Origin of the sequence: Streptomyces sp. NPDC048254, assembly GCF_043201895.1 — a bacterium.
In the GTDB taxonomy this organism is placed as follows: Bacteria; Actinomycetota; Actinomycetes; order Streptomycetales; family Streptomycetaceae; genus Streptomyces.
The window spans coordinates 48,102-71,639 of sequence record NZ_JBICZJ010000033.1; the positions used below are offsets into that span (position 1 = coordinate 48,102).

24 protein-coding genes are annotated in these 23,538 nt (G+C 72.1%); 14 read left to right on the plus strand and 10 right to left on the minus strand.

The features are described 5' to 3' along the window. Positions 1–124 precede the first annotated feature (124 nt). The 6 genes from ACGFZQ_RS49510 to ACGFZQ_RS49535 all read left to right on the plus strand — a co-directional run bounded on the left by ACGFZQ_RS49510 (position 125) and on the right by ACGFZQ_RS49535 (position 5,277). Positions 125–1,444 carry an ABC transporter substrate-binding protein gene (locus ACGFZQ_RS49510; RefSeq protein ID WP_393846080.1) on the plus strand — a complete coding sequence of 440 codons (1,320 nt, stop codon included), beginning with the start codon at positions 125–127 and terminating at the stop codon, positions 1,442–1,444. Next, a complete protein-coding gene (locus ACGFZQ_RS49515; protein WP_393846081.1) occupies positions 1,441–2,367 on the plus strand; it encodes a carbohydrate ABC transporter permease in 927 nt (308 codons plus the stop codon). Before ACGFZQ_RS49510 ends, ACGFZQ_RS49515 begins: the two co-directional genes overlap by 4 nt. Continuing rightward, on the plus strand, positions 2,364–3,269 hold the full coding sequence (locus tag ACGFZQ_RS49520; RefSeq protein ID WP_351736327.1) for a carbohydrate ABC transporter permease: 906 nt from the start codon (positions 2,364–2,366) through the stop codon (positions 3,267–3,269). Before ACGFZQ_RS49515 ends, ACGFZQ_RS49520 begins: the two co-directional genes overlap by 4 nt. Further along, complete coding sequence (locus ACGFZQ_RS49525; RefSeq protein ID WP_351702799.1) at positions 3,266–4,300, plus strand: LacI family DNA-binding transcriptional regulator; 1,035 nt, start codon at positions 3,266–3,268, stop codon at positions 4,298–4,300. Before ACGFZQ_RS49520 ends, ACGFZQ_RS49525 begins: the two co-directional genes overlap by 4 nt. 124 nt (positions 4,301–4,424) lie before the next feature. Further along, entirely contained in the window at positions 4,425–4,775 is a 351-nt protein-coding gene (locus ACGFZQ_RS49530; RefSeq protein ID WP_393846082.1) for a VOC family protein, read from the plus strand. Between the two features lie 100 nt (positions 4,776–4,875). Further along, positions 4,876–5,277 carry a MarR family winged helix-turn-helix transcriptional regulator gene (locus ACGFZQ_RS49535; protein WP_393846083.1) on the plus strand — a complete coding sequence of 134 codons (402 nt, stop codon included), beginning with the start codon at positions 4,876–4,878 and terminating at the stop codon, positions 5,275–5,277. On the opposite strand, the gene pqqB is transcribed toward ACGFZQ_RS49535, so the two are convergent. The 4 genes from pqqB to ACGFZQ_RS49555 form a co-directional block, all read right to left on the minus strand. Next, positions 5,274–6,164 (minus strand): pyrroloquinoline quinone biosynthesis protein PqqB, encoded by an 891-nt coding sequence (gene pqqB / locus ACGFZQ_RS49540; RefSeq protein WP_393846084.1) that lies wholly within the window; start codon positions 6,162–6,164, stop codon positions 5,274–5,276. The genes ACGFZQ_RS49535 and pqqB overlap by 4 nt on opposite strands. Positions 6,165–6,227: 63 nt before the next feature. Continuing rightward, positions 6,228–7,340, minus strand: a complete 1,113-nt coding sequence (locus tag ACGFZQ_RS49545; protein ID WP_393846085.1) for a hypothetical protein — start codon at positions 7,338–7,340, stop codon at positions 6,228–6,230. A 49-nt stretch (positions 7,341–7,389) separates the two neighbouring features. After that, positions 7,390–7,791, minus strand: coding sequence for an SseB family protein (locus ACGFZQ_RS49550; RefSeq protein WP_351736337.1), 402 nt, complete (start codon positions 7,789–7,791; stop codon positions 7,390–7,392). A gap of 308 nt (positions 7,792–8,099) precedes the next feature. Then, positions 8,100–9,575, minus strand: a complete 1,476-nt coding sequence (locus ACGFZQ_RS49555; protein ID WP_393846086.1) for a purine-cytosine permease family protein — start codon at positions 9,573–9,575, stop codon at positions 8,100–8,102. Positions 9,576–9,826: 251 nt separating this feature from the next. On the opposite strand from ACGFZQ_RS49555, the gene ACGFZQ_RS49560 reads away from it, so the two are divergent. Then, positions 9,827–10,786 (plus strand): adenylyl-sulfate kinase, encoded by a 960-nt coding sequence (locus ACGFZQ_RS49560; protein WP_351736341.1) that lies wholly within the window; start codon positions 9,827–9,829, stop codon positions 10,784–10,786. A gap of 64 nt (positions 10,787–10,850) precedes the next feature. Further along, the gene (locus ACGFZQ_RS49565; RefSeq protein WP_393846087.1) at positions 10,851–11,243 is read left to right on the plus strand and encodes an SCO5389 family protein; all 393 of its coding nucleotides are present in this window, start codon (positions 10,851–10,853) and stop codon (positions 11,241–11,243) included. Positions 11,244–11,342: 99 nt separating this feature from the next. On the opposite strand, the gene ACGFZQ_RS49570 is transcribed toward ACGFZQ_RS49565, so the two are convergent. Further along, a complete protein-coding gene (locus ACGFZQ_RS49570; RefSeq protein WP_393846088.1) occupies positions 11,343–12,311 on the minus strand; it encodes a threo-3-hydroxy-L-aspartate ammonia-lyase in 969 nt (322 codons plus the stop codon). A 140-nt stretch (positions 12,312–12,451) separates the two neighbouring features. Here ACGFZQ_RS49570 and ACGFZQ_RS49575 point away from each other — a divergent pair, with 140 nt between their 5' ends. Beyond that, positions 12,452–13,129, plus strand: a complete 678-nt coding sequence (locus tag ACGFZQ_RS49575; RefSeq protein ID WP_393846089.1) for a transcriptional regulator — start codon at positions 12,452–12,454, stop codon at positions 13,127–13,129. 14 nt (positions 13,130–13,143) lie between these two features. On the opposite strand, the gene ACGFZQ_RS49580 is transcribed toward ACGFZQ_RS49575, so the two are convergent. Genes ACGFZQ_RS49580 through ACGFZQ_RS49590 form a run of 3 tightly spaced genes read right to left on the minus strand, consistent with a single transcriptional unit; the run spans position 13,144 to position 17,071 of the window. Continuing rightward, positions 13,144–14,385, minus strand: coding sequence for a VWA-like domain-containing protein (locus ACGFZQ_RS49580; RefSeq protein WP_393846090.1), 1,242 nt, complete (start codon positions 14,383–14,385; stop codon positions 13,144–13,146). Then, positions 14,382–15,599 carry an AAA family ATPase gene (locus tag ACGFZQ_RS49585; RefSeq protein ID WP_393846091.1) on the minus strand — a complete coding sequence of 406 codons (1,218 nt, stop codon included), beginning with the start codon at positions 15,597–15,599 and terminating at the stop codon, positions 14,382–14,384. The genes ACGFZQ_RS49580 and ACGFZQ_RS49585 overlap by 4 nt, the downstream gene beginning before the upstream one ends. 59 nt (positions 15,600–15,658) lie before the next feature. Further along, entirely contained in the window at positions 15,659–17,071 is a 1,413-nt protein-coding gene (locus tag ACGFZQ_RS49590; protein ID WP_393846092.1) for a hypothetical protein, read from the minus strand. 203 nt (positions 17,072–17,274) lie between these two features. On the opposite strand from ACGFZQ_RS49590, the gene ACGFZQ_RS49595 reads away from it, so the two are divergent. Further along, complete coding sequence (locus ACGFZQ_RS49595) at positions 17,275–17,796, plus strand: SigE family RNA polymerase sigma factor (protein WP_393846093.1); 522 nt, start codon at positions 17,275–17,277, stop codon at positions 17,794–17,796. 15 nt (positions 17,797–17,811) lie between these two features. Here ACGFZQ_RS49595 and ACGFZQ_RS49600 read toward each other — a convergent pair whose 3' ends face one another. Continuing rightward, the gene (locus ACGFZQ_RS49600; RefSeq protein ID WP_393846094.1) at positions 17,812–18,408 is read right to left on the minus strand and encodes a hypothetical protein; all 597 of its coding nucleotides are present in this window, start codon (positions 18,406–18,408) and stop codon (positions 17,812–17,814) included. Positions 18,409–18,442: 34 nt separating this feature from the next. Between ACGFZQ_RS49600 and ACGFZQ_RS49605 the strand changes: the two genes are divergently transcribed. The 3 genes from ACGFZQ_RS49605 to ACGFZQ_RS49615 all read left to right on the plus strand — a co-directional run bounded on the left by ACGFZQ_RS49605 (position 18,443) and on the right by ACGFZQ_RS49615 (position 21,378). Beyond that, positions 18,443–19,576 carry a dolichyl-phosphate beta-glucosyltransferase gene (locus ACGFZQ_RS49605; RefSeq protein ID WP_393846095.1) on the plus strand — a complete coding sequence of 378 codons (1,134 nt, stop codon included), beginning with the start codon at positions 18,443–18,445 and terminating at the stop codon, positions 19,574–19,576. 110 nt (positions 19,577–19,686) lie between these two features. After that, complete coding sequence (locus tag ACGFZQ_RS49610) at positions 19,687–20,826, plus strand: hypothetical protein (protein ID WP_393846103.1); 1,140 nt, start codon at positions 19,687–19,689, stop codon at positions 20,824–20,826. 195 nt (positions 20,827–21,021) lie between these two features. After that, on the plus strand, positions 21,022–21,378 hold the full coding sequence (locus ACGFZQ_RS49615; RefSeq protein ID WP_393846096.1) for a hypothetical protein: 357 nt from the start codon (positions 21,022–21,024) through the stop codon (positions 21,376–21,378). 110 nt (positions 21,379–21,488) lie between these two features. On the opposite strand, the gene ACGFZQ_RS49620 is transcribed toward ACGFZQ_RS49615, so the two are convergent. After that, the gene (locus ACGFZQ_RS49620; RefSeq protein WP_393846097.1) at positions 21,489–22,463 is read right to left on the minus strand and encodes a helix-turn-helix domain-containing protein; all 975 of its coding nucleotides are present in this window, start codon (positions 22,461–22,463) and stop codon (positions 21,489–21,491) included. A 172-nt stretch (positions 22,464–22,635) separates the two neighbouring features. On the opposite strand from ACGFZQ_RS49620, the gene ACGFZQ_RS49625 reads away from it, so the two are divergent. Then, positions 22,636–23,514 carry an aldo/keto reductase gene (locus ACGFZQ_RS49625; RefSeq protein ID WP_393846098.1) on the plus strand — a complete coding sequence of 293 codons (879 nt, stop codon included), beginning with the start codon at positions 22,636–22,638 and terminating at the stop codon, positions 23,512–23,514. Positions 23,515–23,538: the final 24 nt, after the last annotated feature.

The window sequence follows — 23,538 nt, forward strand, 5'->3', positions numbered from 1 at the left end:
GGCACGGACTCGCGACGGGCGATGATCCGGGTCTGTGTTGTCTGGGTTGTCTGGAAAAGCTCACACATTCATCTGCATGGCAGGTCCCCGCGACGGGCGGGGACCCAGGTCAGGGGAGAGATCCATGCCGCACACGAAGCGCCGCCGCCTCGTGACAACCGCCGTCGCCGTCTCGCTCGGCGCCACCGCCCTCGCCGCCTGCGGCTCGTCCGACGACGACAGCAAGGCCGACTCCGGTCCGGTCTCGCTGACGTACTGGGCCTGGGCGCCCGGTATGGACAAGGTCGTCGACCTGTGGAACAAGGGCGAGGGCAAGAAGGAGCAGATCACCGTCACGGTGAAGAAGCAGGCGTCCGGCGACACGCTGGTCACCAAGATCCTCACCGCGCACAAGGCGAAGAACGGCCCCGACCTGGTGCAGGCCGAGTACCAGGCGCTGCCGACGCTGGTCAGCAACGACGCCGTCGCCGACATATCGAAGAGCGTCGGTGACGCCAAGTCCAAGTTCGCGGACGGTGTCTGGCAGCAGGTCACGCTGGGGACGGACGCGGTGTACGCGGTGCCGCAGGACATCGGCCCGATGATGTTTTACTACCGTGCGGACCTCTTCAAGAAGTACGGCCTGACCGTCCCCACCACCTGGGACGAGTTCGCGAAGACCGCCCGCGCGCTGAAGAAGAAGGCGCCGGACACCGACCTGACCACGTTCTCCGCCAACGACTCCGGCCTGTTCGCGGGCCTCGCCCAGCAGGCCGGCGCCAAGTGGTGGACCACCTCCGGCGACAAGTGGAAGGTCGCCATCAACGACGCGGCCACCCAGAAGGTCGCCAAGTTCTGGGGCGGCCTGGTCAAGGAGGGCGCCATCGACAACCAGCCGATGTACACCCCGGCCTGGAACAAGGCGCTGAACACCGGCAAGCAGATCGCCTGGGTGAGCGCGGTGTGGGCGCCGGGCACGCTGACTACGGCCGCGCCGGACACCAAGGGCAAGTGGGCGATGGCCCCGCTCCCCCAGTGGTCCGCGTCCGAGGACGTCACCGGCAGCTGGGGCGGCTCCTCCACCGCCGTCACCACCGACTCCAAGCACCAGGAGGCCGCCGCCAAGTTCGCCGCCTGGCTGAACACCGACGGCGACGCGCTCAACGCGCTGGCCAAGGAGGGCGGCATCTACCCGGCGTCCACTTCGGCCCAGCTCAGCGGCGCCTTCTCCAGCCCGCCGGAGTACTTCTCGAACCAGGCGGACTTCTACACCAAGGCCGCCGAGATCGCGAAGACGACCGCCCCGTCCGCGTGGGGTCCGAACGTGAACGTGGCCTACACGTCCTTCAACGACGCGTTCGGCGCCGCCGCCAAGAACAAGTCGGACTTCGAGGCCGCCCTGGACACCATGCAGGAGGCCACGGTCGCCGACATGAAGAAGCAGGGCTTCGAGGTCTCTCAGTGACCAGCCCCACCAGCCGGAGGTCGTACGGGGTCAAGGGGGCCCCGTACGCCTTCCTCCTCCCTGCCACCGCCCTCTTCGCCCTGTTCTTCGCGCTGCCCATCGGGTACGCGGTCTGGCTGAGCTTCCGCAAGGTGCACGTCTCCGGCCTCGGCCTGGGTGCGGGCGCCCGCAGCGAGGTGTGGGCCGGACTGGAGAACTACCGGGACGCCCTCACCGACAACGAGTTCTGGGCCGGCGCGCTGCGTGTCGTCGGCTACGGCTGCATCGTCGTCCCGGTGATGCTGGGCCTCGCCCTGCTGTTCGCCCTGATGCTCGACACCGAGCGGGTCCGGCTGGCCCCCTTCACCCGGCTCGCGATCTTCCTGCCGTACGCCATCCCCGGCGTGGTGGCCGCGCTGCTCTGGGGCTTCCTGTACCTGCCGGACGTCAGCCCCTTCTACTACGTGCTGGCGAAGCTGCACCTTCCGCAGCCGGACCTGCTGGACGGCGGGCCGCTCTACCTCGCCCTGTCGAACATCGCGGTCTGGGGCGGCACCGGCTTCAACATGATCGTCATCTACACCTCGCTGCGGTCGATCCCGGCCGAGGTGTACGAGGCGGCCAAGCTGGACGGCGCCACCCCGCTGCAGACCGCCCTCCGGATCAAGATCCCGATGTTGGCGCCCTCACTGGTGCTGACCTTCTTCTTCTCGATCATCGCGACGCTCCAGGTCTTCAACGAGCCGACCACCCTCAAGCCCCTCACCAACTCGGTCAACACGACCTGGAGTCCGCTGATGAAGGTGTACGTCGACGCCTTCGCCAAGGGGGACATCTACTCGGCGGCGGCCGAGGCGACGCTGATCGCCCTCGCCACGCTGGTGCTGTCCTTCGGGTTCCTGCGGGCCGCGAACCGCCGCAACAAGCAGGAGGCAGCCCAGTGAGTTCTCTTGCCGTCCGCAAGGCCGCCCCGGCCGCGGGTACGACTCCGGGCACCGCCCAGGGTCCGCCGCTGCGCCGCCGTATCGCCCTGATCCCGACGCTCACGCTCCTCCTCGGCGCGATCTACACGCTCCTCCCGGTGGCCTGGGTGGTGATCGCGTCCACCAAGTCCGGCAGTGAGCTGTTCTCCACCTTCACCTTCCTGCCCGGCACCGGCTTCCTCGACAACCTCAAGGACCTCGACGCCTACCGCGAGGGCATCTACTGGAACTGGATGGGCAACTCCGCCCTGTACGCCGGTCTGGGCGCCCTGCTGTCGACCTGCGTGTCCGCCTTCAGCGGCTACGCACTCGCCACCTACCGCTTCCCGGGCCGTGAGTCGATCTTCAACGTGCTGCTGGCCGGCGTGCTGATGCCCCCGGTCATCCTGGCCATCCCGCAGTACCTGCTGCTGGCCAAGGCCGATCTCACGGACTCCTACTGGTCCGTGCTGCTGCCGCAGATCCTCTCCCCGTACGGCGTCTACCTCTCCCGGATCTACGCGGCCGCGGCCGTGCCGGCCGACGTGGTCGAGGCCGGCCGGATGGACGGGGCCAGCGAGTGGCGGATCTTCACCCGGATCGCGATGCCGATGATGATCCCCGGCATGGTGACGGTGTTCCTGTTCCAGTTCGTGGCTGTCTGGAACAACTTCCTGCTGCCGTACATCATGCTGAGCGACGACGAGAAGTTCCCGCTCACGCTCGGGCTGTACACGCTCCTCGAACAGGGCGCCAACACTCCGGCGCTGTACACCCTGGTGATCACCGGAGCCTTCCTGGCCGTGCTGCCGCTGATCGCGCTGTTCCTGGTCATTCAGCGGTTCTGGAGCCTTGACCTGCTGTCCGGGGCCGTAAAGTCATGACCATGGGCAGTAATGCGGGGGGCCGGCGCAGACCGCCGACGATTCATGACGTGGCGCGCGAGGCGGGCGTCTCACGGGGAACCGTCTCGCGCGTGCTCAACGGCGGGCACTACGTCAGCCCCGCCGCGCAGGAGGCGGTCAACGACGCCATCCGCCGCACCGGGTACGTCGTGAACCGGCACGCGCGTTCGCTGATCACCGGTCGTTCGGACTCGGTCGGCTTCCTGCTGACGGAGCCCCAGGAGAGGTTCTTCGAGGACCCCAACTTCAATGTGCTGCTGAGCGGTTGCACCCAGGCGCTGGCCGGGCACGACATCCCGCTGCTGCTGATGCTGGCGGGCACGAAGGACGAACGGCGGCGCATCACGCGGTACATCAGCGCCGGGCACGTCGACGGGGTGCTGCTGGTGTCCAGTCACTCCGGCGACCCGGTCGCCGAGGAGCTGCGGGCGGCGGGCGTGCCGCTGGTCGCCTGCGGCAAGCCCATCGGCCTCGGCTCGAAGGTGAGTTACGTGGCAGCCGACGACCGGGACGGCGCCCGGGACATGGTCCGGCATCTGCTGTCGCTGGGCCGCCGCCGGATCGGCATGATCACCGGTCCGCTGGACACCCCCGGCGGTGTCGAGCGGCTCGCCGGGTACAAGGAGGTCCTCACCGAGGCGGGCGTCGAGATCGACGAGTCGCTGATCGTGTCCGGGGACTACAGCCGGGCCAGCGGCGAGGCCGGTGCCGAGCGGCTGCTCGCGCAGGCCCCGGACCTGGACGCCGTGTTCGTGGCCTCCGACCTGATGGCCCAGGGCGTGCTGACGGTGCTGCAACGCGCCGGCAAGCGGGTCCCGGATGACATCGCTGTCGGCGGATTCGACGACTCCCCGGTGGCGACCACGGTGTCGCCGGCGCTCACCACGATCCGCCAGCCCTGGGACCGGATCAGCACCGAGATGGTCCGCGTCCTGCTCGCCCAGATAGGCGGCGAGGACCCGGCGGCGGTGATCCTGCCGACGGAACTGGTGCGGCGCGAGTCGACCTGAGGCGCGGTGCGGGCGGTCCGGCAGCCGGTCAGTTTTCGAGAAGCCGTGCCGCCCCTCGCGCTCCTAGCGTGGGAACCACCGGACGGACCGCGCCGGGCAGCCACGTACGAGGAGCGAGAAGACCATGACCGCAGGCATCCAGACGATCATCTACCCCGTGAAGGACGCGGAGCGGGCCAAGGCCCTGTTCACCGCCCTGCTGGGCGTCGAGCCGTACGCCGACGAGCCGTACTACATCGGGTACAAGGCCGCCGGACAGGACGTCGGCCTGGACCCGAACGGGCATGCCCAGGGACTGACCGGGCCGACGCCGTTCTGGCACGTCACCGATCTGCGGGAGCGGCTCGCGGCGCTGCTGGCGACGGGTGCGGAGCTGGTCCAGGACGCCCGGGACGTCGGCAACGGCCGACTGGTCGCCTCCGTGAAGGACGCCGACGGGAACATGGTGGGGCTGCTCCAGGACCCGGTGGCCTGACCGTCGTACCGCCCTCCCTTGGTACGGCCTGCGGAAGACTGCTTGCACCCGCACTAGTTGCACACTCAACGATTGGCCGGATCGGTGCTACGGTGCGGGTATGGCAGTCACAACGGCCGAGGCCCGGCTGGAGGAACGCTGGCGGGACATCCTGTCGGTGCACGCACGCACGATGTGCGAGATCGACCGGGTGCTGCACCCGCACGGGCTGGGCGCGAGCGACTTCGAGGTGCTCGACCTGCTGGCCACCGAGATGCCCGTTGAGGGTGACCACTGCCGGGTGCAGAACCTGGTGGGACGGGTGCATCTCAGCCAGAGCGCGCTGTCCCGGCTGATCGGGCGGCTGGAGAAGGACGGTCTGGTGGAGCGGTCGGTCTGCGTGGAGGACCGGCGGGGCGTGTGGGTCGCGCTCACCGCCAAGGGCCGCGCCCGGCACGCCGAGGTACGGCCGCTGCAGCGGGCCGCGCTGGAGCGGATGCTCGAAGGTCCGGCTGCCGGCTAGAGCGCGAACTCGATACCGTCCGGGAGGACTTCGATGCCCTCCTCGGCCAGCTGGGTGCGGGCCCGCGAGGCCGGGTCGACCAGGGGGTTCGTGTTGTTGAGGTGGGTGTAGACCCGGCGGGTGCGGGGGTGCCGGGCCAGGGCGGCGAGGCTGCCGTTCCGGCCGGAGACCGGGAGATGGCCCAGGGCGGCCTGACCGGGTCCGGAGCGGACCGTGGAGCCCATCTCGTCGGCGGTGAAGAAAGTGCCGTCCAGCAGGACGCAGTCGGCTTCCTCGCACAGCTCGTCGAGCGTGTCGCTCCAGGCGCCGACGCAGGGCGCGTAGAGCAGGACTCCCCCGGTGGCCAGGTCCTCGACGCGGTACGCCGTGACCCAGCGGCCGTCGGCCCCCGCGAGCCCGGCCGGGACGTACTTCGGGGCCTTGGCGCTCACCGGGTGCGCGGTCACGACCAGGCCGCCGGACAGCACGAAGCCGCCGTCGGCCAGGCTGTCGGCCCACTCCCAGGGGGCGTAGCGGTCGAGGGCGCCGCGGGCCGGGGCCAGCACCGTCCGCACGGGCGGGGCCGCGTACACCTTCAGGTCCGGTGCCCCGCGCAGCACGGTCAGACCCGTGACATGGTCGGCCTCGGCGTCGGTGAGCAGCACCCCGCGCACCGGGGTCTCCCGGGGGCCCGGACCCGGCCAGAGCACCGCGGTGGCGGTGAGCTGGGCGCGGATGTCCGGGGAGGCGTTGAGCAGCCACCAGTCCCGGCCGTTGCCGGTCAGGGCGACGCACTCCTGGCTACGGGAGGGCAGCTTGCCGTCCCGGGCGGCGGCGCACAGCGCGCAGGCACAGTTCCACTGCGGGAATCCGCCTCCGGCGGCGGTGCCCAGCAGGACGACCCTCACGACGATCCGCCCCTCTCGGTCTCCCCGACCCCTCGCTGGGATCTTCCCTCAGGATGGGCCGCGCTACCCGTCGCCGGGGGGAACTTCCGGCCGTCCTCCGGGGGGCTGCCGGTCCACCGGGCGCATCGGCGGGATCGGGTCCGACGGGAAGTCGCGCCCGCCGGTCCACAGCGCCGGTACGGCGTCGCACCGGCGGCACAGTTCATAGGCCACGGCCTCGTAGTTGACCCGCCAGCCGTGGAAGTGCGGCCAGGCCTCCCTCGTGCCGCGTTCCGCGCGGAAGCCGCTCTTCTCCAGCATGGTCACGGCCGCCTCGAACTCGCCGTACGTCAGGTCGATCGGGGCGTCCGGGGGCGGGTCGGAGTCGAAGGTCGCCCGTACCGAGGCGGCGATGTCGCGCAGGGCGGTGAACCCGGCGCGCAACACCAGGCGGGCCTCCGGCGGGGCGGCGCGCGGGGTGAGCGCGAGCTGCAGGGCGGCCGCGTCCATGACGGCGATCAGCCCGACCAGCCAGCTGCGGTAGGGGCGGGGCGAGCGGAACGCCAGCAGTACCGGGTAGGTGGCGTGGCTCTCCCCCATGTCCGCGGCCAGCCGCTCCCAGTCCCGGTACAGCTGGGGCAGCGCCACCTCGGTGTCGACCAGCCACTGCCGGGCCAGGATCTCCGGACCCCAGGCGGGCTCGCCGGCCCGGGACTGGAGGAGGGTGACCTCCAGTTCGCGGCGGTTGTAGGCGGCGTACAGCGTGGGGAGGTAGGCGATCTGCAGGGCGATGACGACGGGGCCGGTGGCGGCGGCGACGAAGTCGAGCGCGGACAGCCGCAGCCGGTCGCCGCTGGCGAACCCGAGGGTGAACAGGCTGGAGCCGGCCTCCCGGAACGCGGTGCTCCAGGACAGCGGGGAGAACGCGTACAGCAGCAGGCCGAAGCCGAGGAACGCCCCGCCGAGCCAGGCGGCGAGCATGCCGATGAGCATCAGCGGGGCGAGCCAGGTCTCCGCCCGGTCGATCGCCCGGTAGTCGCGGCCGCGCGCGGTGAGGCAGAGCAGCTTGCGCAGGGTCCACCACAGCCGGTACACCAGCACGGAGTACAGGCCCCGGGGGACCACGAGGGTACGCAGGATGCTGCGCAGGACCAGGATCAGTACCAGTCCCCCGGCCACCCCGGAGATCCATTCCATGGGGCCATTCTGGCCCGCGCGGCGACCTCCCGGTGACCGGGAACCCTCGTCAGCCCGTCGGCCGGGCCAGCAGGGTGCGCACGCCCTCGGAGGTCAGCGTCAGCGCGTGCGTCGAGCTGCCGTCGATGGCGAGCGACAGGTTGTCCTCGGGCCACTGCTGGGCGAGCGCGCCCAGCGGCACCAGGCGGTAGCGGGAGACCGTCGGCAGCAGACCGGTCAGCTCTCCCTCCGAGGTGAACACGGGCACGACGGGGTCGCCGTCGGGCCGTTCCAGGACGGGCAGCGCGATCATCGCGGGGTCGGCCGCCTCCGCCGCGTCGTCCGGCACCGGGACCAGCACGTCGCTGTGGGCGAGCGTGTCCAGGGCGTCAGGGTCCTCGGCGTTCACGGCCAGCGTGTCGAGCGCCCGCTGGGCCGGCGTCGGAAGGTCGTCGTGTGCGGGTGTCTCCATGGCAGATCCCCAGGTAGTGGTGGTACGGGCCGCAGGGACCGGTGCGTACCGGGCGGCCACGGCACGCGTACCCGATCGGGGCCGGGGCATGCGTCCGGGCTCCTGACCCCGGGCGACCGAAGGGCAGCTCCGGCCTGGCGGCGGCGGGACGGGACGAGGCGGGCACGGTGCGGGGCTAAGACGAGGCCGGGGCGGTTCGCGGGGGCGGTTCGGGGACGGTGCCAGGGCCGTTCCTTGTAGGTCGCGCCGCGTGGCGATTGTGACTGACTGTCCGGGCGGGGTGGTCGTGCGGGCAGCGGGCCGGGTGGTCAGGCCGGCGGCGCCGGAGTGGTCGCGGTCCGGGTCTCCTGGGCGCGGACCCGGCCGCGACCCTGCGCCAGGGTGCCGAGGAAGCCGAGCGCGAGGGCGGCCAGGACGCCCAGGTTGGCGTACGCCCAGGCACCGGATGTGCCGCCGAGGCCGAACGGGCCCAGCAGATAGCCCTGCCAGGTCAGCCAGCTCGCGGAGCTGTTGGTGACCAGGCCCCAGCCGAGGGCCGTGGCGGCCACGGTGAGCAGCAGGGGCGGCAGCGGTACGTCGCCGTAGCGGCCGTCCGGGCGGTAGAGGTCGGCCTCGTCGTAGTCACGGCGGCGCAGGGCGAGGTCGGCGAGCATGATGCCGCACCAGGCGGCGATCGGGACGCCGAGGGTGGTGAGGAACCCCATGAACTGGCCCAGGAAGTCGTCGGCGAAGAAGACGATGTAGACCGAGCCGGCGATCATCAGGACGCCGTCGACCAGGGCGGCCAGGTAGCGCGGCACCCGCAGGCCCGCGGAGAGCAGGGCGAGGCCCGAGGAGTAGATGTCCAGGACCGCGCCGCCGACCAGGCCGAGGACGGCGACGACGGCGAAGGGGACCAGGAACCAGGTGGGCAGGATGGTCGTCAGCGCGCCGATGGGGTCGGCGGCGATCGCCTTGTCCAGGGCGTCGGAGGAGCCCGCGAGCAGCAGGCCGAAGACCAGCAGGAGGAGCGGGGCGACCGAGCTGCCGAAGGTGGTCCAGCCGATCACGCCCCGGCCCGAGGAACTCCGGGGCAGGTAACGGGAGTAGTCGGCGGCCGCGTTGACCCAGCCGAGTCCGAAGCCGGTCATCATGAACACCAGCGCGCCGATGAACTCCTGGGCGGAGCCGGACGGGATCGCCCGCACCGTCGCCCAGTGGATGTGGTCGGCCACGAGCCCGACGTAGCCGAGGGTGAGGACGCCGGTCACCACCGTGATCACGGTCTGGAGCCGCATGATCAGGTCGAAGCCCATCACTCCGCCGATCACGGTCAGGGCGCAGACCACGATGAGGGCGACCACTTCGGTGCCGGTGCCGCCGCCCCAGCCCAGCCGGGCGAAGACGGTCGCGGTGGCCATGGTGGCGAGGGCGATGAGGACGGTCTCCCAGCCGACGGTGAGCACCCAGGAGACGGCCGACGGCAGCCGGTTCCCGCGCACGCCGTACGCGGCCCGGCTGAGCACCATCGTGGGTGCCGAGCCGCGTTTCCCGGCGACCGCGACGAAGCCGCAGAGCAGGAAGGAGACGAGGATCCCGAGGACTCCGGCGGCCAGTGCCTGCCAGAAGGAGATGCCGAAGCCGAGCGCGAAGGCGCCGTAGCTCATTCCCAGGACGGAGACGTTCGCACCGAACCAGGGCCAGAACAGCGTGCGCGGGGTGCCCTTGCGGTCGGCGTCGCCGATCACGTCGAGGCCGTGGGTCTCCACCTGGAGCTGCCGGCCGGGTTCCCGTGCGTCCGCCATCGTCGACCCATCCGTCCAGGTGTGTTGGCTGGAGGCTAGGTCTGCCGCCGACGGGGGTCAAGGCGTGGCGATCAGGGCGGGCGGCGCTCAGCGGGCCCGGAAGGGCAGCGGCGGCCACCGCCCGCCGGATCCGGGGCTCCGTCAACTCCCTCGGGCCGCAACCCGGTTGGGTCACCCCGATTTGACACCGCCCGGCACTCTCTCCACCCTGTGATCATGACTTCCATTTTCAACAGGAGGGACGGCTAGCGATGCGTGTGGCTTTCGTCGGCAAGGGCGGCAGCGGCAAGACCACCCTGTCGGCCCTCTTCACCCGTCGGCTGGCGCGGTCCGGCGCGCCGGTCGTCGCGATCGACGGCGACATCAACCAGCACCTGGCCCACGCCCTCGGACTCGACGAGGACGAGCTGTTCACGGCGCCGCCACTCAGCGCGCGGACCGGTGCGATCAAGGACTATCTGCGCGGCACGAACCCCCGGATCGCGTCCCGGGAGGCCATGGTCAAGACGACCCCGCCCGGGCGCGGCTCGCGGCTGCTGCGCCTGCTCGGCGACGACGAGGTGCACTCCCACCACGTCCAGGAGATCGCCGGGGTGCCGCTGATGGTCACCGGGGCGTTCGCCGAGAGCGACCTCGGGGTGGCCTGCTACCACTCCAAGCTCGGCGCGGTGGAGCTCTATCTCAACCATCTGGTGGACGGGCCCGGCGAGTACGTCGTCGTCGACATGACGGCGGGCGCCGACGCTTTCGCCTCCGGTCTGTTCACCCGCTTCGACATGACGTTCCTGGTGGTCGAGCCGACCCGCAAGAGCCTCTCCGTGTACCGCCAGTACCGGGACCACGCGGCCGAGTTCGGCATCCCGGTCGCCGTGGTCGGCAACAAGGTGACCGGTGCGGACGACCTCGCCTTCCTGCGGGAGCGGGTGGGCGAGGACCTGCTGGCCCACTGCGAGCTGTCGTCGTACGTCCGCGCCCAGGAGCAGGGCCGGGGCGGCGGTGCGCTGGAGCCGCACAACTCCCGGGCCATGGACCGGCTGCGGGCCGCCGTGGACGCGCGGGCCAAGGACTGGGACGCCTTCCAGCGGCACGCCGTGGAGTTCCATCTGCGCAACGCCACCGCCTGGGCGAACGCGGCCACCGGCCAGGACCTGGCCGCCCAGGTCGACCCGGACTTCCGGCACGGACCGGCGGCCCTGCCCGCCTTCGCCTGAGACCTCGTTTGTCGCCCGAATCCCTTTCGAGTACAGCCCCTTGAACAGAACAGGACACAGCCCCATGTCGCTCGACGTCTCCCCGCAGCTGCTCGCCGAAGCCGAGAACGGTGCGGTGCGGGAGGAGGACTTCGTGGAAACCGTCCGTACATCGCTGCCGTACGCGTACCAGCTCATCGCCCGACTGACCGCCGAACTGCGCGACGGAACCGCGGAGTTCGCCGACAACCAGACCCCGCCGCCGTCGGAGAAGGAGCGCGGGCAGCTGCTGCGGGCGCTGTCCTCCGACGCGATCCGGGCCGGCCTGGAGCGGCACTTCGGGGTCGCCCTCGCCTTCCAGAACTGCCACCGGGTGGCGGTGTTCCCGCCCGAGGCGCGGGGCGGCCGGACCCACACCCGCTTCACCTCGGCGCGATCGCAGATCCTCAACCAGTCACCGGAGTTCCGCGACTGCTGAAAGCGGCGGGCCGACTCGCTCTCCTGGGCCATGCGCCGCAGTGCCATCGGCGCGGGGTCCAGGAGAAGCCCCCTGCCCTACCCGGGCCGCCGGGGTCGGTCAGCCGGCGACGATCTCGGCGAACCGCTCGGCGCCCACGTTGCCGCCGGAGAGGATGACCCCGATCCGGCGCGGCAGCGGCGTCACCCGGTGGGCGAGCAGCGCGGCCAGGCCGCTGGCGCCGCTCGGCTCGACGACGGTCTTCATCCGCTCGAAGGCGAACCGCATCGCGTCCCGGATCTGGTCGTCGCTCACCAGCGAGATGTCGTCCACCAGGCGCCGGTTGACGGAGAAGGTCAGCTCGCCGGGGATGTCGGCCGCCTGGCCGTCGGCGATGGTCCTCGGCACCGGAACGGACACCCGGTGCCCCGCCGCAAGGGACCGCTTGGTGTCGTCCCCGGCCTCCGGCTCGACCCCGACAACGCGGATCCCGGGCAGCAGCCCCTTCGCGGCGGTCGCGCTGCCGGCGATCAGCCCGCCGCCTCCGACCGGTACCACCAGGGCGTCCAACTCGCCGACTTCCTCGATGAGTTCGAGGGCGGCGGTGCCCTGTCCGGCGATCACGTGCGGGTGCTCGTACGGCGGGACCAGCGCGAGTCCGCGTTCGGCGGCGAGGGCCTCGCCGATGGCGACGCGGTCGCCGGTGTAGCGGTCGTACGTCACGATCTCCGCGCCGTATCCGGCGGTCGCCTCCAGCTTGGCGCGCGGGGTGTCCTCGGGCATCACGATCACGGCGGTGGTGCCGAGTTCGCGGGCGGCGAGGGCGACGGCCTGGGCATGGTTGCCGGAGGAGTAGGCGGCGATGCCCTTGGCCAGTTGCTCGGCGGAGAGCCGGGACGCGGCGTTGTAGGCGCCCCGGAACTTGAAGGCGCCGATGCGCTGGAGGTTCTCGCATTTCAGGAAGACCTCGGCGCCGACCAGTTCGTCCAGGGTGCGCGAGCGCAGCACGGGGGTGCGGTGGGCCACTCCCTTGATCCGCGCGGCCGCGTCCTGCACGTCCTGGAGGGTCACGGGCGGGGTGTCGGGCATGTTCGTCCTCCGTTCTGGGCGCCGCCGGGCGCCGGATGGGCGTCGAGCAGAGCCGTTCGACGCCGACCGCATGGAATTATTGTCTATCATCTGGACGGGAAGTCCAGACCCGGTCCGGGCGGGGACACGGAGGCGAGCCGATGGCACAGGAACCGACGGGCGCGGCGGGCGACGCGGCGCGTGCCGAACAGGACGCGATCATCGCCGCACTGGCCCCGGTCGTCGACGGGATCGCGGCGACCTTCGGCGCCTTCTGCGAGGCCGTCATCCATGACTTCCGGCGCCCCGAGCGCTCCGTGGTGGCCATCGCCGGGTCCGTCACCGGCCGCCGGGTCGGCGGGTCGATGAGCGAGATCGGCATGAAGCTGCTGGCGGCCGGCGACGCGGCGGCCGACGAGCTGAACTACCTCACCCGCACCCGGGACGGAAAGCTGGTCAAGTCGTCCACGATGGTGCTGCGCGACTCGGCCGGTACGGCGTTCGGGGCGCTGTGCGTGAACCTCGACGTCACGGCCGTGACCCAAGTACACGCCCTGGTGGGCGACCTGGCCGGGGTCACGGCCGGGCCCGAGGCACCGCCGACCACGACGTTCGGCGACGACATCACCGCCGTACTGGACTCGATCGTCGACGCCCGCCAGCTGCGCGGGACCAGGCCGTGGCCCCAGCTCACCCGCGAGGAACGCCTGGAGCTGTTCCGCGACCTCGACCGTCAGGGCGTCTTCGCGGTGCGCGGCGCGGTCCAGCAGATCGCCGCCCGGCTCGGCATCTCCCGCGCGTCCGCGTACAACTACCTGGCGGCGACCCGGACGGAGTAGCCCCGAAGGCAGGGTCATCCGATGTGTACGACCCGGGCCCAGGCGGGCGGTTCGTCCGGTACGTAGTCGGGGTCGTCCTCGTCGTACGACGTGCCGGTGCGGTGGCGGGGGAACAGGCCGACCACCGTCCGGCAGGGCGGCCGGGTCCCCGGCCAGGGTGTCTGTCCGTCGGTCAGGGCCACCACGACGTCCGGGGCGGGACGGGCCCGCAACGCTCTGGCGAAGCCCTCGCGCAGATCCGTACCGCCGCCGCCCACCAGCGCGATGCCCTCCGCGCGGCACAACGGGTGCACGGTCCGGGCGGCCGCGTCGCAGGAGACCACGCTGACCAGGTCCCGGCGGCCGCCGACGGCCCGGGCGATGGCGGCCACCTCCAGCAGGGCGCTGCCCAGTTCGGCGTCGCTGACCGAGCCGGAGGTGTCGATGACGACGCAGACCCGGGGCGGTCTGCGGCGCAGGCTGGGGAGCACCACCCCGGGCAGGCTCGCCGAACGGCGCGAGGGGCGACCGTAGTCGTAGTCGTCGCCGGCGCCCGCGGCGGAGGTCGCCGAGCGGACGGCCGCGCCCAGCAGCTCCCGCCATGGCTGCGGCGGATGGAAGGCCTCCTCCGCCCAGCGCCGCCAGCCGTCGGGGGTGCTGCCCGGGCGCCCGGTGATGGCCTGGGCCACCCGGAACCGCACCCCGTCCCGTTCCTGCTCGCTGAGGCCGTGCGCGCCGTCCGGCCCCAGGTCCCACTCCCGGTCGCGGCCGTCGGCTCCGCTGCCGCAGTCCAGCCAGGTGAGGTCCTGCGTCAGCGGTCCGAGCCGGAACCGGCGCAGATAGTCCTCCATCAGCAGGCCCTCGGGCAGCCGCAAGTGGTACGGCCTGACGGCACCTTGAGGTTGGACGAGTCCGTCGCCGTAGGCGTCGTCGTTGATCTCCAGGTCCGCCGCGATGTTCATCCGCAGCCGCTCGCCGGCCCCGGTCAGGCCGCGTTGCCTGGCGACCCGGTCGCTGCGCCCGTGGTGGTCGCGCAGCAGGTGCGACACCTCGTGCACCCAGACGCCGGCCAGGTCCTGCACCGGCATCCGGTCCACGAAGGCGGCCGAGACATAGCACCGCCAGTGGGTGTCGACGGCCATGGTGGGCACCTGCCGGGACTCCACCACGTGCAGGGCGAACAGCGCGGTGGCGAGGTAGGGCCGGGCCCGGGCGGCCTGCAACCGGGCGGCGTACAGCTTCTCCAGGTCCAGTGCCCCGGCCGGTGGGGCGTTCATCGTCCGGCCTTCGCGGCGACGCGCTGGGCGGCCCGGTCGGCCCGGCGGGAGACGGACACGGCTCCGGCGAGGCGTTCGACGGCCTCGGGCACGTCCCAGTCCTCCCGACGGAGCGAGGCGAGGGTGGTGGCGGGCACGACCACCAGATCGGGCGCGCCGGTGTCCAGCGCACGGACGAGCAGCGCCCAGGCCGCGTCCCAGCGGGCCCGGTCGGGCCGCTCGCGCACGGCGGCGACCACGCCGTCGAGGACGGCCTGGCGCAGATCACCGCGCTCGGGCAGCTCGGCCGCGCCCGGGTCGGCGAGCAGCGTCTCGGGGTCCGGGAGTTCCATCCGGTCCACGCTCGCCAGCAGTTCGAGCCCGGGACCGTCGCCGACCGTGCCCCGCACCAGCAGGGAGAGCACGTCCCGGGAGGATCCCGCGGCGTGCGCGAAGGCGACCAGACGCAGGGTCATGTCCCAGCTGCGGGGCGACGGCCAGGCGCCGCCCCTGCGCGTCTCACCGCTGGGCAGCCGGTGGACGAGCGTGGGCCGGGTGGCGAGCAGGCCGCACACCGCGCGGCGCGCGAAGTCCACGGCGTCGGACAGCCTGTCCGGGTCGAGCCGGGGCAGGGTCGCCCGCGGCCAGGTGCCGCCGAGGCCGCGTACGACGACCTCGTGGTCGTGGGCCCACTGCAGATGCACGAACCGGTTGGCCAGCGGCGGGCTCAGCTCCCAGCCGTCGGCCGCCGAGGAACGCGGGTTGGCGGCCGCCACGATCCTCACCCCCAGCGGGAGTCGAAGGGCGCCGACCCGCCGTTCGAGGACGAGCCGGAGCAGGGCGGCCTGCACGGCCGGCGGCGCGGTGGACAGCTCGTCCAGGAAGAGCAGGCCCCGGCCGGCCTGCACCAGCCGTACCGCCCAGTCCGGCGGGGCCATCGGGACGCCCTGGACGGCGGGGTCGTCTCCCACGACGGGCAGCCCGGAGAAGTCGGACGGCTCGTGCACGCTGGCGATCACCGTGGTCAGCGGCAGGTCGAGGGAGGCGGCCAGCTGGGTCAGGGCGGCGGTCTTGCCGATGCCGGGCTCGCCCCACAGGAGTACGGGCAGGTCGGCCGCGACGGCAAGGGTGAGCGCCTCCAGCTGGGTGTCGGGCCGGAGTTCGGTGGCGGAGTCGCCGAGCAGCTTCAACAGACCTTCGGCGACGTCGAGTTGGGCGGCATTGCGAGTGGGCATGTCTGATCACCTCGGGGTGTGAGTAAGCAAATGGGTGTGAGCAAGCAGGTGGGTGTGAGTCAGCGCCAGGTGGCGGGGCGTGGGCCCAGGCGCGGGTCGCGGGACCGCGGTCGCCGCCGTTGCCGGGTGCGGACGGGGCCAGTGCCGGGTCCGGCGAGGCCCGCCCGGTACAGGCCGTAAGCGATCCGCCGGCGCGCGGCCGACTCCAGTTCGTCCTTCAACGGGCCGTCGCGCAGCACGGCTTCGGGTCCCAGCAGTCCTTCGACGACGGCGAGCGCGCCGGCGATGTCCCCGTGGTCGAGGCGTTCCCGGACGCCGGTGAGGCAGTCCGGGCGGCGGTGTGCCTCGTCGATGATCCGCAGGCAGGGCAGCGGCGGGCCGCCGAGCGCCACCAGCAGTTCCTCGCGCCGGAGTTCGTCCGGGGCGTGGTCCAGCGGGGACAGCACCCCGTCGACCAGGCCGATGCGGTGGAGGGTGCCCCGGCAATCCACGAGACGCGACTGCCCGGCCGGGTCGGGGTGCGGGGTCCGGGCGGCCGCCGCGTAGCCGGGCACGAGTGCGCCGGCGACCAGCGGATGCAGCCGGCCGGCGTCGATCAGCCCGGCGCCCAGCAACTCCAGGTCGGGGAGGGCCCAGGTCGCCGCGTCGGGCAGAACGGGCAGTGCCCCGGTGTCCCCGGCGGGGCTCGTGGTCGCCGTCCCGTCGGCCGCGAGGTGCAGGGCGAGCCGCTGCCGGCCGCGCAGGTGGACGGCGACGGTTCCGCTGTCCCGCCCCTCGGCGCGCAGGCTGTCCCGCCCCTCGGCGCGCAGCACGATCCGGGCCTCCTCCGCCCATCGGTCCGTGGCACACGACGACGGTGCGGGGCCGGTGCCGAAGTCTGTGCGCGGTTCGGCGGCAAGGGCCGTGCACGGCCCTTCGCCGCCGGTGTGCCGGCCGGCGCCGGACCGGGTCCGCAGGTCGCCGGCGGCGCCCGCGTCCCACAGATGGCGGTGCAGGTCGAAGCGGAACCGGCGGCTGGGGCGCGGATGCGGATGTCCTCGGGCGGCGGCCACGCCAAGGTTTCCGTCCCAGAGCGCGAGGCTGACCCGCTGCCCGGCGTCCGCCCAGGCCGGCGGGGTCCGGGCCACGAGCTGCACGGATCCCTGCCCGACGTCATACCGGGCGAGCGGCATGGTCAGCCCGGGCCGCAGCAGCCCGTCGGGCGCGATTCTCGGCAGATGCCAGCGCAGCAGGTCGGGAGCGAGCCGGCGCAGATCGGCACGGACCCGTTCCCTGACGTCCCGGCCCCACATACGGGCCAGGGCACGCAGGTCGAGGTCGACATCGAAACCGGCGGCGGCACACGCCCCCGCCCAGTCCCCGGCGTCGCGCCGGGCGGTCGCGGTGTCGATCATGGCAGGCGGCACGGCGAACTCGCGCACCCGCCGCCAGAGGGAGAGCCGGGTGTCCTCGTACACGGGGTGAGTGGCCATCAGCACTCACCTTGCGTGGACGGGACCCCCATTCTGTGAACAGAGTGAGTGGTCATCGCGGGGAGCATACGGCGGGGCCGCCCAGGTCGGCCAGGCAATTACGCGGCGCCCCGCACGTGACGCGGATCACCTCGGCCGAGTGCAGCGTTCTGTCGCTCCCAGGGCCTTTTCCCAGGTGTAGGCAGCCGGGGAGAGCGGGGACCGTGAGAACCGAGGGAACGGAGCAGGCTCGGGCCGGTGAGTACGACGAGTTCGTGGCGGCCCGCTGGTCGGGGTTGTCCCATCTGGCCCGTCTGCTCACCGGTGGCGATCGGCATCGGGCCGAGGACCTGTTGCAGGAGTCCTTGGTCAAGCTGTGGTTCGTCTGGCCGAAGATCGCCGACGAGGCACCGGAGGCGTACGTCCGCAAGGTGCTGGCCCGCGCGGCAGCGCGGTCGGCTCGGCGGCGCTGGTGGGGCGAGCGCCCCGTCGAGGAGCTGCCCGAGGTCGCGGCGGCCGGCGACCTGTCGGCGGCCGTCGCCGAGCGTTCCCGCCTGGAGGCCGCGCTCGCCCTGCTGACCCCGCGTCAGCGGGCCGCGGTCGTCCTGCGCTACTACCAGGACCTGCCCGACCGGCAGGTGGCCGAGGTGCTGGGGTGCCCGGTGGGCACGGCCCGCTCGCACGCGGCGCGCGGTGTGGCCCGGCTGCGTCAGCTGCTGGCCGACGTCATCGAGCCGGTGGGGTGAGGGAGAAGCCATGGATCACTTCGAGCGGCAGTTGACGCAGTTGATGCACGGCGAGCGGGAACCGGTGGCGTTCGAGCCCAGGCACCGGGACCGGCTGCGGGCCGGTGTGCAGGCGCGGCGGCGCGTGCGCGCGGCCCAGCGGGCGGCCGGCGGTGTCGTCGCGGCCGCGGGGCTCTGCCTCGGTCTCTTCCTGTGGCCCCACTCCGGCGTCCACGACGAGCCCAGCGCGCCCCACCCGTGGCCCGCGACCAGCCCCGGCCCGACCACGGGTACGGCACCGGGACCGAGCCCCTCCCCCACCGCATCGCCCACCGGGGCCACGACCTCGGCCCCGCCGCCCACGGACACCTCCTCGCCCTCGGCCACCGTCTCGGCCACGAACGGACACTCGGCCTCGTCGACCCCGTCCGGAACGGCCACCCCCGACGGGGGCACGACCGCGTCGGAGGGCACCTCCAGGGACACTTCCGGCGGCACGTCCGGGGAGTCCACCACCACGTCACCGCCGTCGGCTCCCACGACGGAGGGAGCCGACCCGTCGTCCTCGACCGGCTCGGCCGGATAGCGAGCGCGGTTCCACAACCCCCACCCCACCGGGTGTGCCTTCGGCACGCCCCGAGAACGAGTACGAATGCGAAAAAACACCATGAAACACTCTCGGGCCCTATCGGCTCCGGTCACCTTGCCGACTCCCGCTCCCCCGCCCTCGACACACCACGACGAGCCGGTCCTGGACCTGGCCGTGCCGGTGTTCAACGAGGAGACCGACCTGGAGCCGAGCGTGCGGCGGCTCCACGCCCACCTGCGCGAGACGTTCCCGTACCCCTTCCGGATCACCGTCGCCGACAACGCCAGCACGGACGCCACCCCGCTGATCGCCGCCCGGCTCGCCGGTGAGTTCCCCGAGGTGGAGTGGATACGGCTGGCCGAGAAGGGGCGCGGCCGGGCGCTGCGGGCCGCCTGGACGAGATCGCGGGCGACCGTCCTCGCCTATCTCGACGTGGACATGTCGACCGGACTCGCCGCCCTGCTGCCGCTCGTCGCCCCACTGCTCTCGGGCCACTCCGACCTGGCCATCGGCACCCGGCTGGCGCCCGGCGCCCGGGTGGTGCGCGGCCCCAAGCGGGAGGTCGTCTCCCGCTGCTACAACGTCCTGCTGCGCTGCACCCTCTCGGTCCGGTTCTCGGACGCCCAGTGCGGTTTCAAGGCGGTGCGCCGGGACGCCGCCGAGCGGCTGCTGCCCCTGGTGCGGGACTCCGGATGGTTCTTCGACACCGAGTTGCTGGTCGCCGCCGAGCGGGCCGGGCTGCGGATCCACGAGGTGCCGGTCGACTGGGTGGACGACCCGGACAGCCGGGTCGCGCTGCTGTCCACCGCGCTCGCCGATCTGCGCGGCATCGCCAGGGTCGGCTGGGCGATGGCCCTGGGCGCGCTGCCGGCGGCCGGGCGCGAACGGCGGTCCGTGACACCGGTGGCCGTCATGGCTCTCACGCATCTCCTGCTGTACGCGGCCGTGCGCCCGGCCAACGGGGCACAAGTGACCAACTCGCTTTCCCTACTGGCCTGTTGGACCGTCGCGCAGGCGGCCCTGGGCGCGCTTCCGCTGCCCGCGCTGGCGGTTCGGCTGGTCCTCACCGCCGGTTCGCTCGCCGCTCTGCGGCACACCGTGCCCGCCGCCGGGCACCGCGCCGAACTCGCCGTACTGGCCGCCGCCCATCTGGCCCTCGCGCCCGGGGTGTGGCCGCTCGGGCGGAACCGGACGGAGTCCGAGGCCTCGTGACGACACCTGTGACGATCACGCCCCCGGTCCTGCCCGAGGCCCCCGCTCCCGGTTCTCCCGAAACCCCTGTCTTCCGGCGGTGGCTGCGCCGCTACGGCCCGGTCCTCGCGATGTACGGGGTCCTGAAGCTCATCGGATTCGGCTCGTTCATGTATCTGCTGGACTCGGCCGGGGACTTCCGCAGGAAGCATCCGCGCTTCGGGGGCGGTGCGCACACCTGGGACGTACTGGGCACCTGGGACGGCTGGTGGTACCAGCAGATCGCCCTGCACGGCTACCACCCCGAGCTGGTCCCGGTCCCCGGCGCCACCGGCATGATCACCCTCCAGGGCAACTCGGCCGCGTTCTTCCCGCTCTACCCGGCGCTGATGCGGCTGGCCATGGAGGTCACCGGTCTCGGCCCGTTCGGGGCCGGGCTGCTGGTGTCGGTGGTGGCCTCGTTCGTGGCGGCACTGGGCATCCACGCCGTCGCCGCGTGGTTCGGCGGCCGCCGGGCGGGGCTGGCGGCGGCCGGGCTCTGGGCCGTGTGGCCGGGGTCCGGCGTGGAGTGGGCGGTCTACTCGGACTCACTGTATGTGGCGCTCGCCGCCTGGGCCCTGTACGCGGTACTGACCCGCCGCTGGCTGACGGCCGGTGTGCTGACCTTCGCGGCCGGCCTCAACCGGCCCACCGCCGCCGCCCTGATCGCCGCACTCGCCCTGGCCGGGCTGCTCGCGCTGCGCCGCCGCGAGGACGGCGTCGCCCGTCCGCTGACCGCGATGCTCGTGGCCCCGCTGGGCCTGCTCGGTTACCTCGTCTGGGTGGGCCACCGGATGGGCGACTACGGCGGCTACTTCAGGCTCCAGTCGGGCGCGTGGGGGCACGAGTTCGACTACGGCAGGCAGACCCTGGACGTCCTGACGTCCGTCGCCGTGGGCCACTTCGGCTATCTCTTCGCGCTTCCGTTCGCGGACGTCATCGGGGTCGGTGTCGTGCTGCTGGACCTCGCGCTGCTGCCGCTGCTGTTCCGGCTGCGGCCGCCGGCGGTGCTGGTCGTCCACACGGTGCTCACCGTGGCACTGGTGCTCGGCAGTCAGCAGTACTTCGCCAACGTCTCGCGCTATCTACTGCCCGCCTTCCCGCTGTTCGTGCCGCTCGCGGTCGCGCTGCGCCGCGTCGGCCTGCCCTGCCAGCTCCTCCTGCTGGGCCTCGCGGCACTGGCCTCCGGCTCGTACGCGGGGTACGCGCTGTTCGAACTCGGGGTGCCCTAGGGGGTGTCCGCGGATCGGGGGCGAAGGGCGGATTCACCGATATGGCATCCGAAGGATCGATTTGTCATGCCTCGTAAGGGTGACGCCACGTATCAGGACCTGTTGCCCGGGGATGGAGTACGCGGCGGACCCGGATACGTCCCGGGTCCCCTCCCCGGGCTCCTCAGGGAGCCGTCCTCAGACGGAAATGGTTTCATGCGCCTTCACCACACCGCGGCCGCCGCATTCGGTGCGCTCGCTCTCGTCGTCACCCTGCCGACCTCCGCGAGCGCCGCAACCGGTGACTTCTCCTACAAGTATGTGGGCCTCGACGGCTCGCCCCGATCGGCCACTCTCCATGACCCAGTCAGCCCTGGCTGCATCCCACTGCCCGAGGTCACGGACCCGGGCAGCTCCGAGCCCGCGTTCGCCCCGCACAACGACACCGACGAGTGGGTGGTCGTGTTCACCGAGCCGGACTGCACCGGCGACTCCTGGACGCTGCGTCCGCACGGGAACCCCGCCACGGACCGCCTGAAGCTGCGTTCGGTGTTCCTGACCGGCCGCCACTGACACGGGGCGCCGCGTCTCACGCCGGCACCGGCTCACCGGCTCACCGGCCTCCACCGGACGAACCCTCTCCGGCGGAGGCCCCTACGGAGGTGGTCCTCGCCGGAGAGACCTCAGTCCCCTTGCGCGCGAGCCTGGCGGGCACAGTCGCCGGGAGTCTGACCGTAGTGTGACTTGAAAGCCCTGATGAAGTGGCTACTGTCCGAGAACTGCCAATGAGCGGCGAGCTCCGAGACGCTCAACCGCCCGGGCTGTGCGGTGAGGGCGAGCCGCGCCTCTTCGAGCCGCCGCAGGCGGATGTAGGAGGTCACCGATTCGCCCCCTGCGGCGAACGCACGCTGCAGCGTGCGTACGGAGACGTTGAGTTCGCTCGCGAGCGTCCTGGAGGAGAGCGAAGGATCGGTGAGCCGGCTGTCCGCCAGTTCCTTCGCGGCCTGGGCGAGGGCGGTGGCCAGCAGGGGTTCCTTGTCGTCGAACCGGTGTCTTGCCACCGCCTTGGCCAGTTCGATCACAGCACGGTGGGCGGCTTGCACACCAGCCGGGCCGAGGTCGGCCATGGTGGCGTGGATCATGTTCGTGTGTGCCACCAGCAGGCGCACCTCGGCCGAGTCCGCCGCACCGGTGACGATCCGGTTCCCGAGCAACGGTCTGAGCATGGCGGCGGGCAGGACGACGATCTTCGCCGTCGTGTGCGGGGCCGTCGCGAAGTGCGAGGGCCGCCCGACGTGGCGCAGGAGGAACTGCCCGGCGGACACGGTGTGTTCACCACCGGAGCCGCCGCCGAGAGTCCACGCTCCGCGCCGCACGACCCACATCCGCACCTGATCCTCGACATCGCCGAGGGCGGCGGTCCGGATGGCTGACGCACCGTGCACATCGGTGATCGCCACATCGCGTACTTTCGCGGCGCGGCCCTTGACCCGGAAGTCGCCCGTCGTGGCCTGGCTGAAGGTCGGCAGCGGGAAGCCCTCACCGACCTGTGTCTCCCACTCGCGCTGGAAGCTGCTGAATCCTCCCGACAGGGAGGGAATGGTGTCCAGGGAGAACGCCCCTCGTGAGTCGTCAGCCCCTGCCCCAGCACTGTCCATCGCCCGTCGATCCGCCTCTCGCCCCACTTCGCCGTGCCGAACCTATCGCGTGGCGCCGATGTCCAACGGGCCGGTCGCGGAGGTTCAATCGCGCCCCGGACCGACGTCCGTAAAGTCCAACCGCACGAAGCCGAACGCACCCCCATCCGTAGCCCCCTGACAAGGAGTGCCCATGGTCCAGGACCAGCGTCTTGAGGTTCGCGTCAAGCACGCGTCCGGGACGATCGAGATCGCCGGAAAGACCGTCCACAGGCTCGGCTTCGGGGCCATGCGACTGGTCGGTCCGCACGTCTGGGGCGAGCCGGCCGACCGTGGTCGCTCCGTCCGGCTCATGCGGCGTGCGGTCGAACTGGGCGTCGACTTCGTCGACACCGCCAGCGTCTACGGACCGCACGTCAGCGAGGAGATCATCCGTGAGGCGCTGCATCCCTATCCGGAGCATGTGCTGATCACGACCAAGGGCGGACAGACGCAATCCGGCCCGGGCTCCTACGCCGTCCTCGGACGCCCGGAGTACCTGCGGCAGGAGTGCGTGCTGAGCCTGCGCCGTCTGGGCGTTGACCACATCGACCTCTACCAGCTGCACCAGGTCGACCCCCGCGTGCCGTTCGAGGACCAGATCGGTGAGCTGAAGAAGCTGCAGGAGGAGGGAAAGATCGGCGCGATCGGGCTCAACGAGGTGACCGTCGACCAGATCACCGCCGCCCGGCAGATCGTCGACATCGCCTCCGTCCAGAATCAGTACAGCATCACGCAACGCAAGCACGAGGACGCGCTCGACCACTGCGCACGCGAGGGCCTGCCCTTCATCGCCTGGTTCCCGCTCGACATCGGCGCTCTGGCCCGGCCGGACAGCCCGCTGCGCGGACTCGCCGCACAGATCGGCGCCACGCCGGCCCAGGTCGCGCTCGCCTGGTTGCTGGCTCGGTCCGGGAACCTGGTGCCGATCCCCGGCACGGCCTCGATGGCGCATCTTGAGGAGAACATCGCGGCGGCGACGGTGCGGCTGAGCCCCGCGCAGATCACGGAGCTGGACGCACTGGCCGGTTGAGTCGACGAAGACTCACCGATTCCC

What these genes read in the sequence shown, in the direction of transcription:
- ACGFZQ_RS49510 (WP_393846080.1), top strand. Translation starts at nt 125, where the DNA reads ATGCCGCACACGAAGCGCCGCCGCCTCGTGACAACCGCCGTCGCCGTC.
- ACGFZQ_RS49525 (WP_351702799.1), top strand. Translation starts at nt 3,266, where the DNA reads ATGACCATGGGCAGTAATGCGGGGGGCCGGCGCAGACCGCCGACGATT.
- ACGFZQ_RS49530 (WP_393846082.1), top strand. Translation starts at nt 4,425, where the DNA reads ATGACCGCAGGCATCCAGACGATCATCTACCCCGTGAAGGACGCGGAG.
- ACGFZQ_RS49535 (WP_393846083.1), top strand. Translation starts at nt 4,876, where the DNA reads ATGGCAGTCACAACGGCCGAGGCCCGGCTGGAGGAACGCTGGCGGGAC.
- ACGFZQ_RS49545 (WP_393846085.1), bottom strand. Translation starts at nt 7,340, where the DNA reads ATGGAATGGATCTCCGGGGTGGCCGGGGGACTGGTACTGATCCTGGTC.
- ACGFZQ_RS49550 (WP_351736337.1), bottom strand. Translation starts at nt 7,791, where the DNA reads ATGGAGACACCCGCACACGACGACCTTCCGACGCCGGCCCAGCGGGCG.
- ACGFZQ_RS49555 (WP_393846086.1), bottom strand. Translation starts at nt 9,575, where the DNA reads ATGGCGGACGCACGGGAACCCGGCCGGCAGCTCCAGGTGGAGACCCAC.
- ACGFZQ_RS49560 (WP_351736341.1), top strand. Translation starts at nt 9,827, where the DNA reads ATGCGTGTGGCTTTCGTCGGCAAGGGCGGCAGCGGCAAGACCACCCTG.
- ACGFZQ_RS49565 (WP_393846087.1), top strand. Translation starts at nt 10,851, where the DNA reads ATGTCGCTCGACGTCTCCCCGCAGCTGCTCGCCGAAGCCGAGAACGGT.
- ACGFZQ_RS49570 (WP_393846088.1), bottom strand. Translation starts at nt 12,311, where the DNA reads ATGCCCGACACCCCGCCCGTGACCCTCCAGGACGTGCAGGACGCGGCC.
- ACGFZQ_RS49575 (WP_393846089.1), top strand. Translation starts at nt 12,452, where the DNA reads ATGGCACAGGAACCGACGGGCGCGGCGGGCGACGCGGCGCGTGCCGAA.
- ACGFZQ_RS49580 (WP_393846090.1), bottom strand. Translation starts at nt 14,385, where the DNA reads ATGAACGCCCCACCGGCCGGGGCACTGGACCTGGAGAAGCTGTACGCC.
- ACGFZQ_RS49585 (WP_393846091.1), bottom strand. Translation starts at nt 15,599, where the DNA reads ATGCCCACTCGCAATGCCGCCCAACTCGACGTCGCCGAAGGTCTGTTG.
- ACGFZQ_RS49590 (WP_393846092.1), bottom strand. Translation starts at nt 17,071, where the DNA reads ATGGCCACTCACCCCGTGTACGAGGACACCCGGCTCTCCCTCTGGCGG.
- ACGFZQ_RS49605 (WP_393846095.1), top strand. Translation starts at nt 18,443, where the DNA reads ATGAAACACTCTCGGGCCCTATCGGCTCCGGTCACCTTGCCGACTCCC.
- ACGFZQ_RS49610 (WP_393846103.1), top strand. Translation starts at nt 19,687, where the DNA reads ATGTACGGGGTCCTGAAGCTCATCGGATTCGGCTCGTTCATGTATCTG.
- ACGFZQ_RS49615 (WP_393846096.1), top strand. Translation starts at nt 21,022, where the DNA reads ATGCGCCTTCACCACACCGCGGCCGCCGCATTCGGTGCGCTCGCTCTC.
- ACGFZQ_RS49620 (WP_393846097.1), bottom strand. Translation starts at nt 22,463, where the DNA reads ATGGACAGTGCTGGGGCAGGGGCTGACGACTCACGAGGGGCGTTCTCC.
- ACGFZQ_RS49625 (WP_393846098.1), top strand. Translation starts at nt 22,636, where the DNA reads ATGGTCCAGGACCAGCGTCTTGAGGTTCGCGTCAAGCACGCGTCCGGG.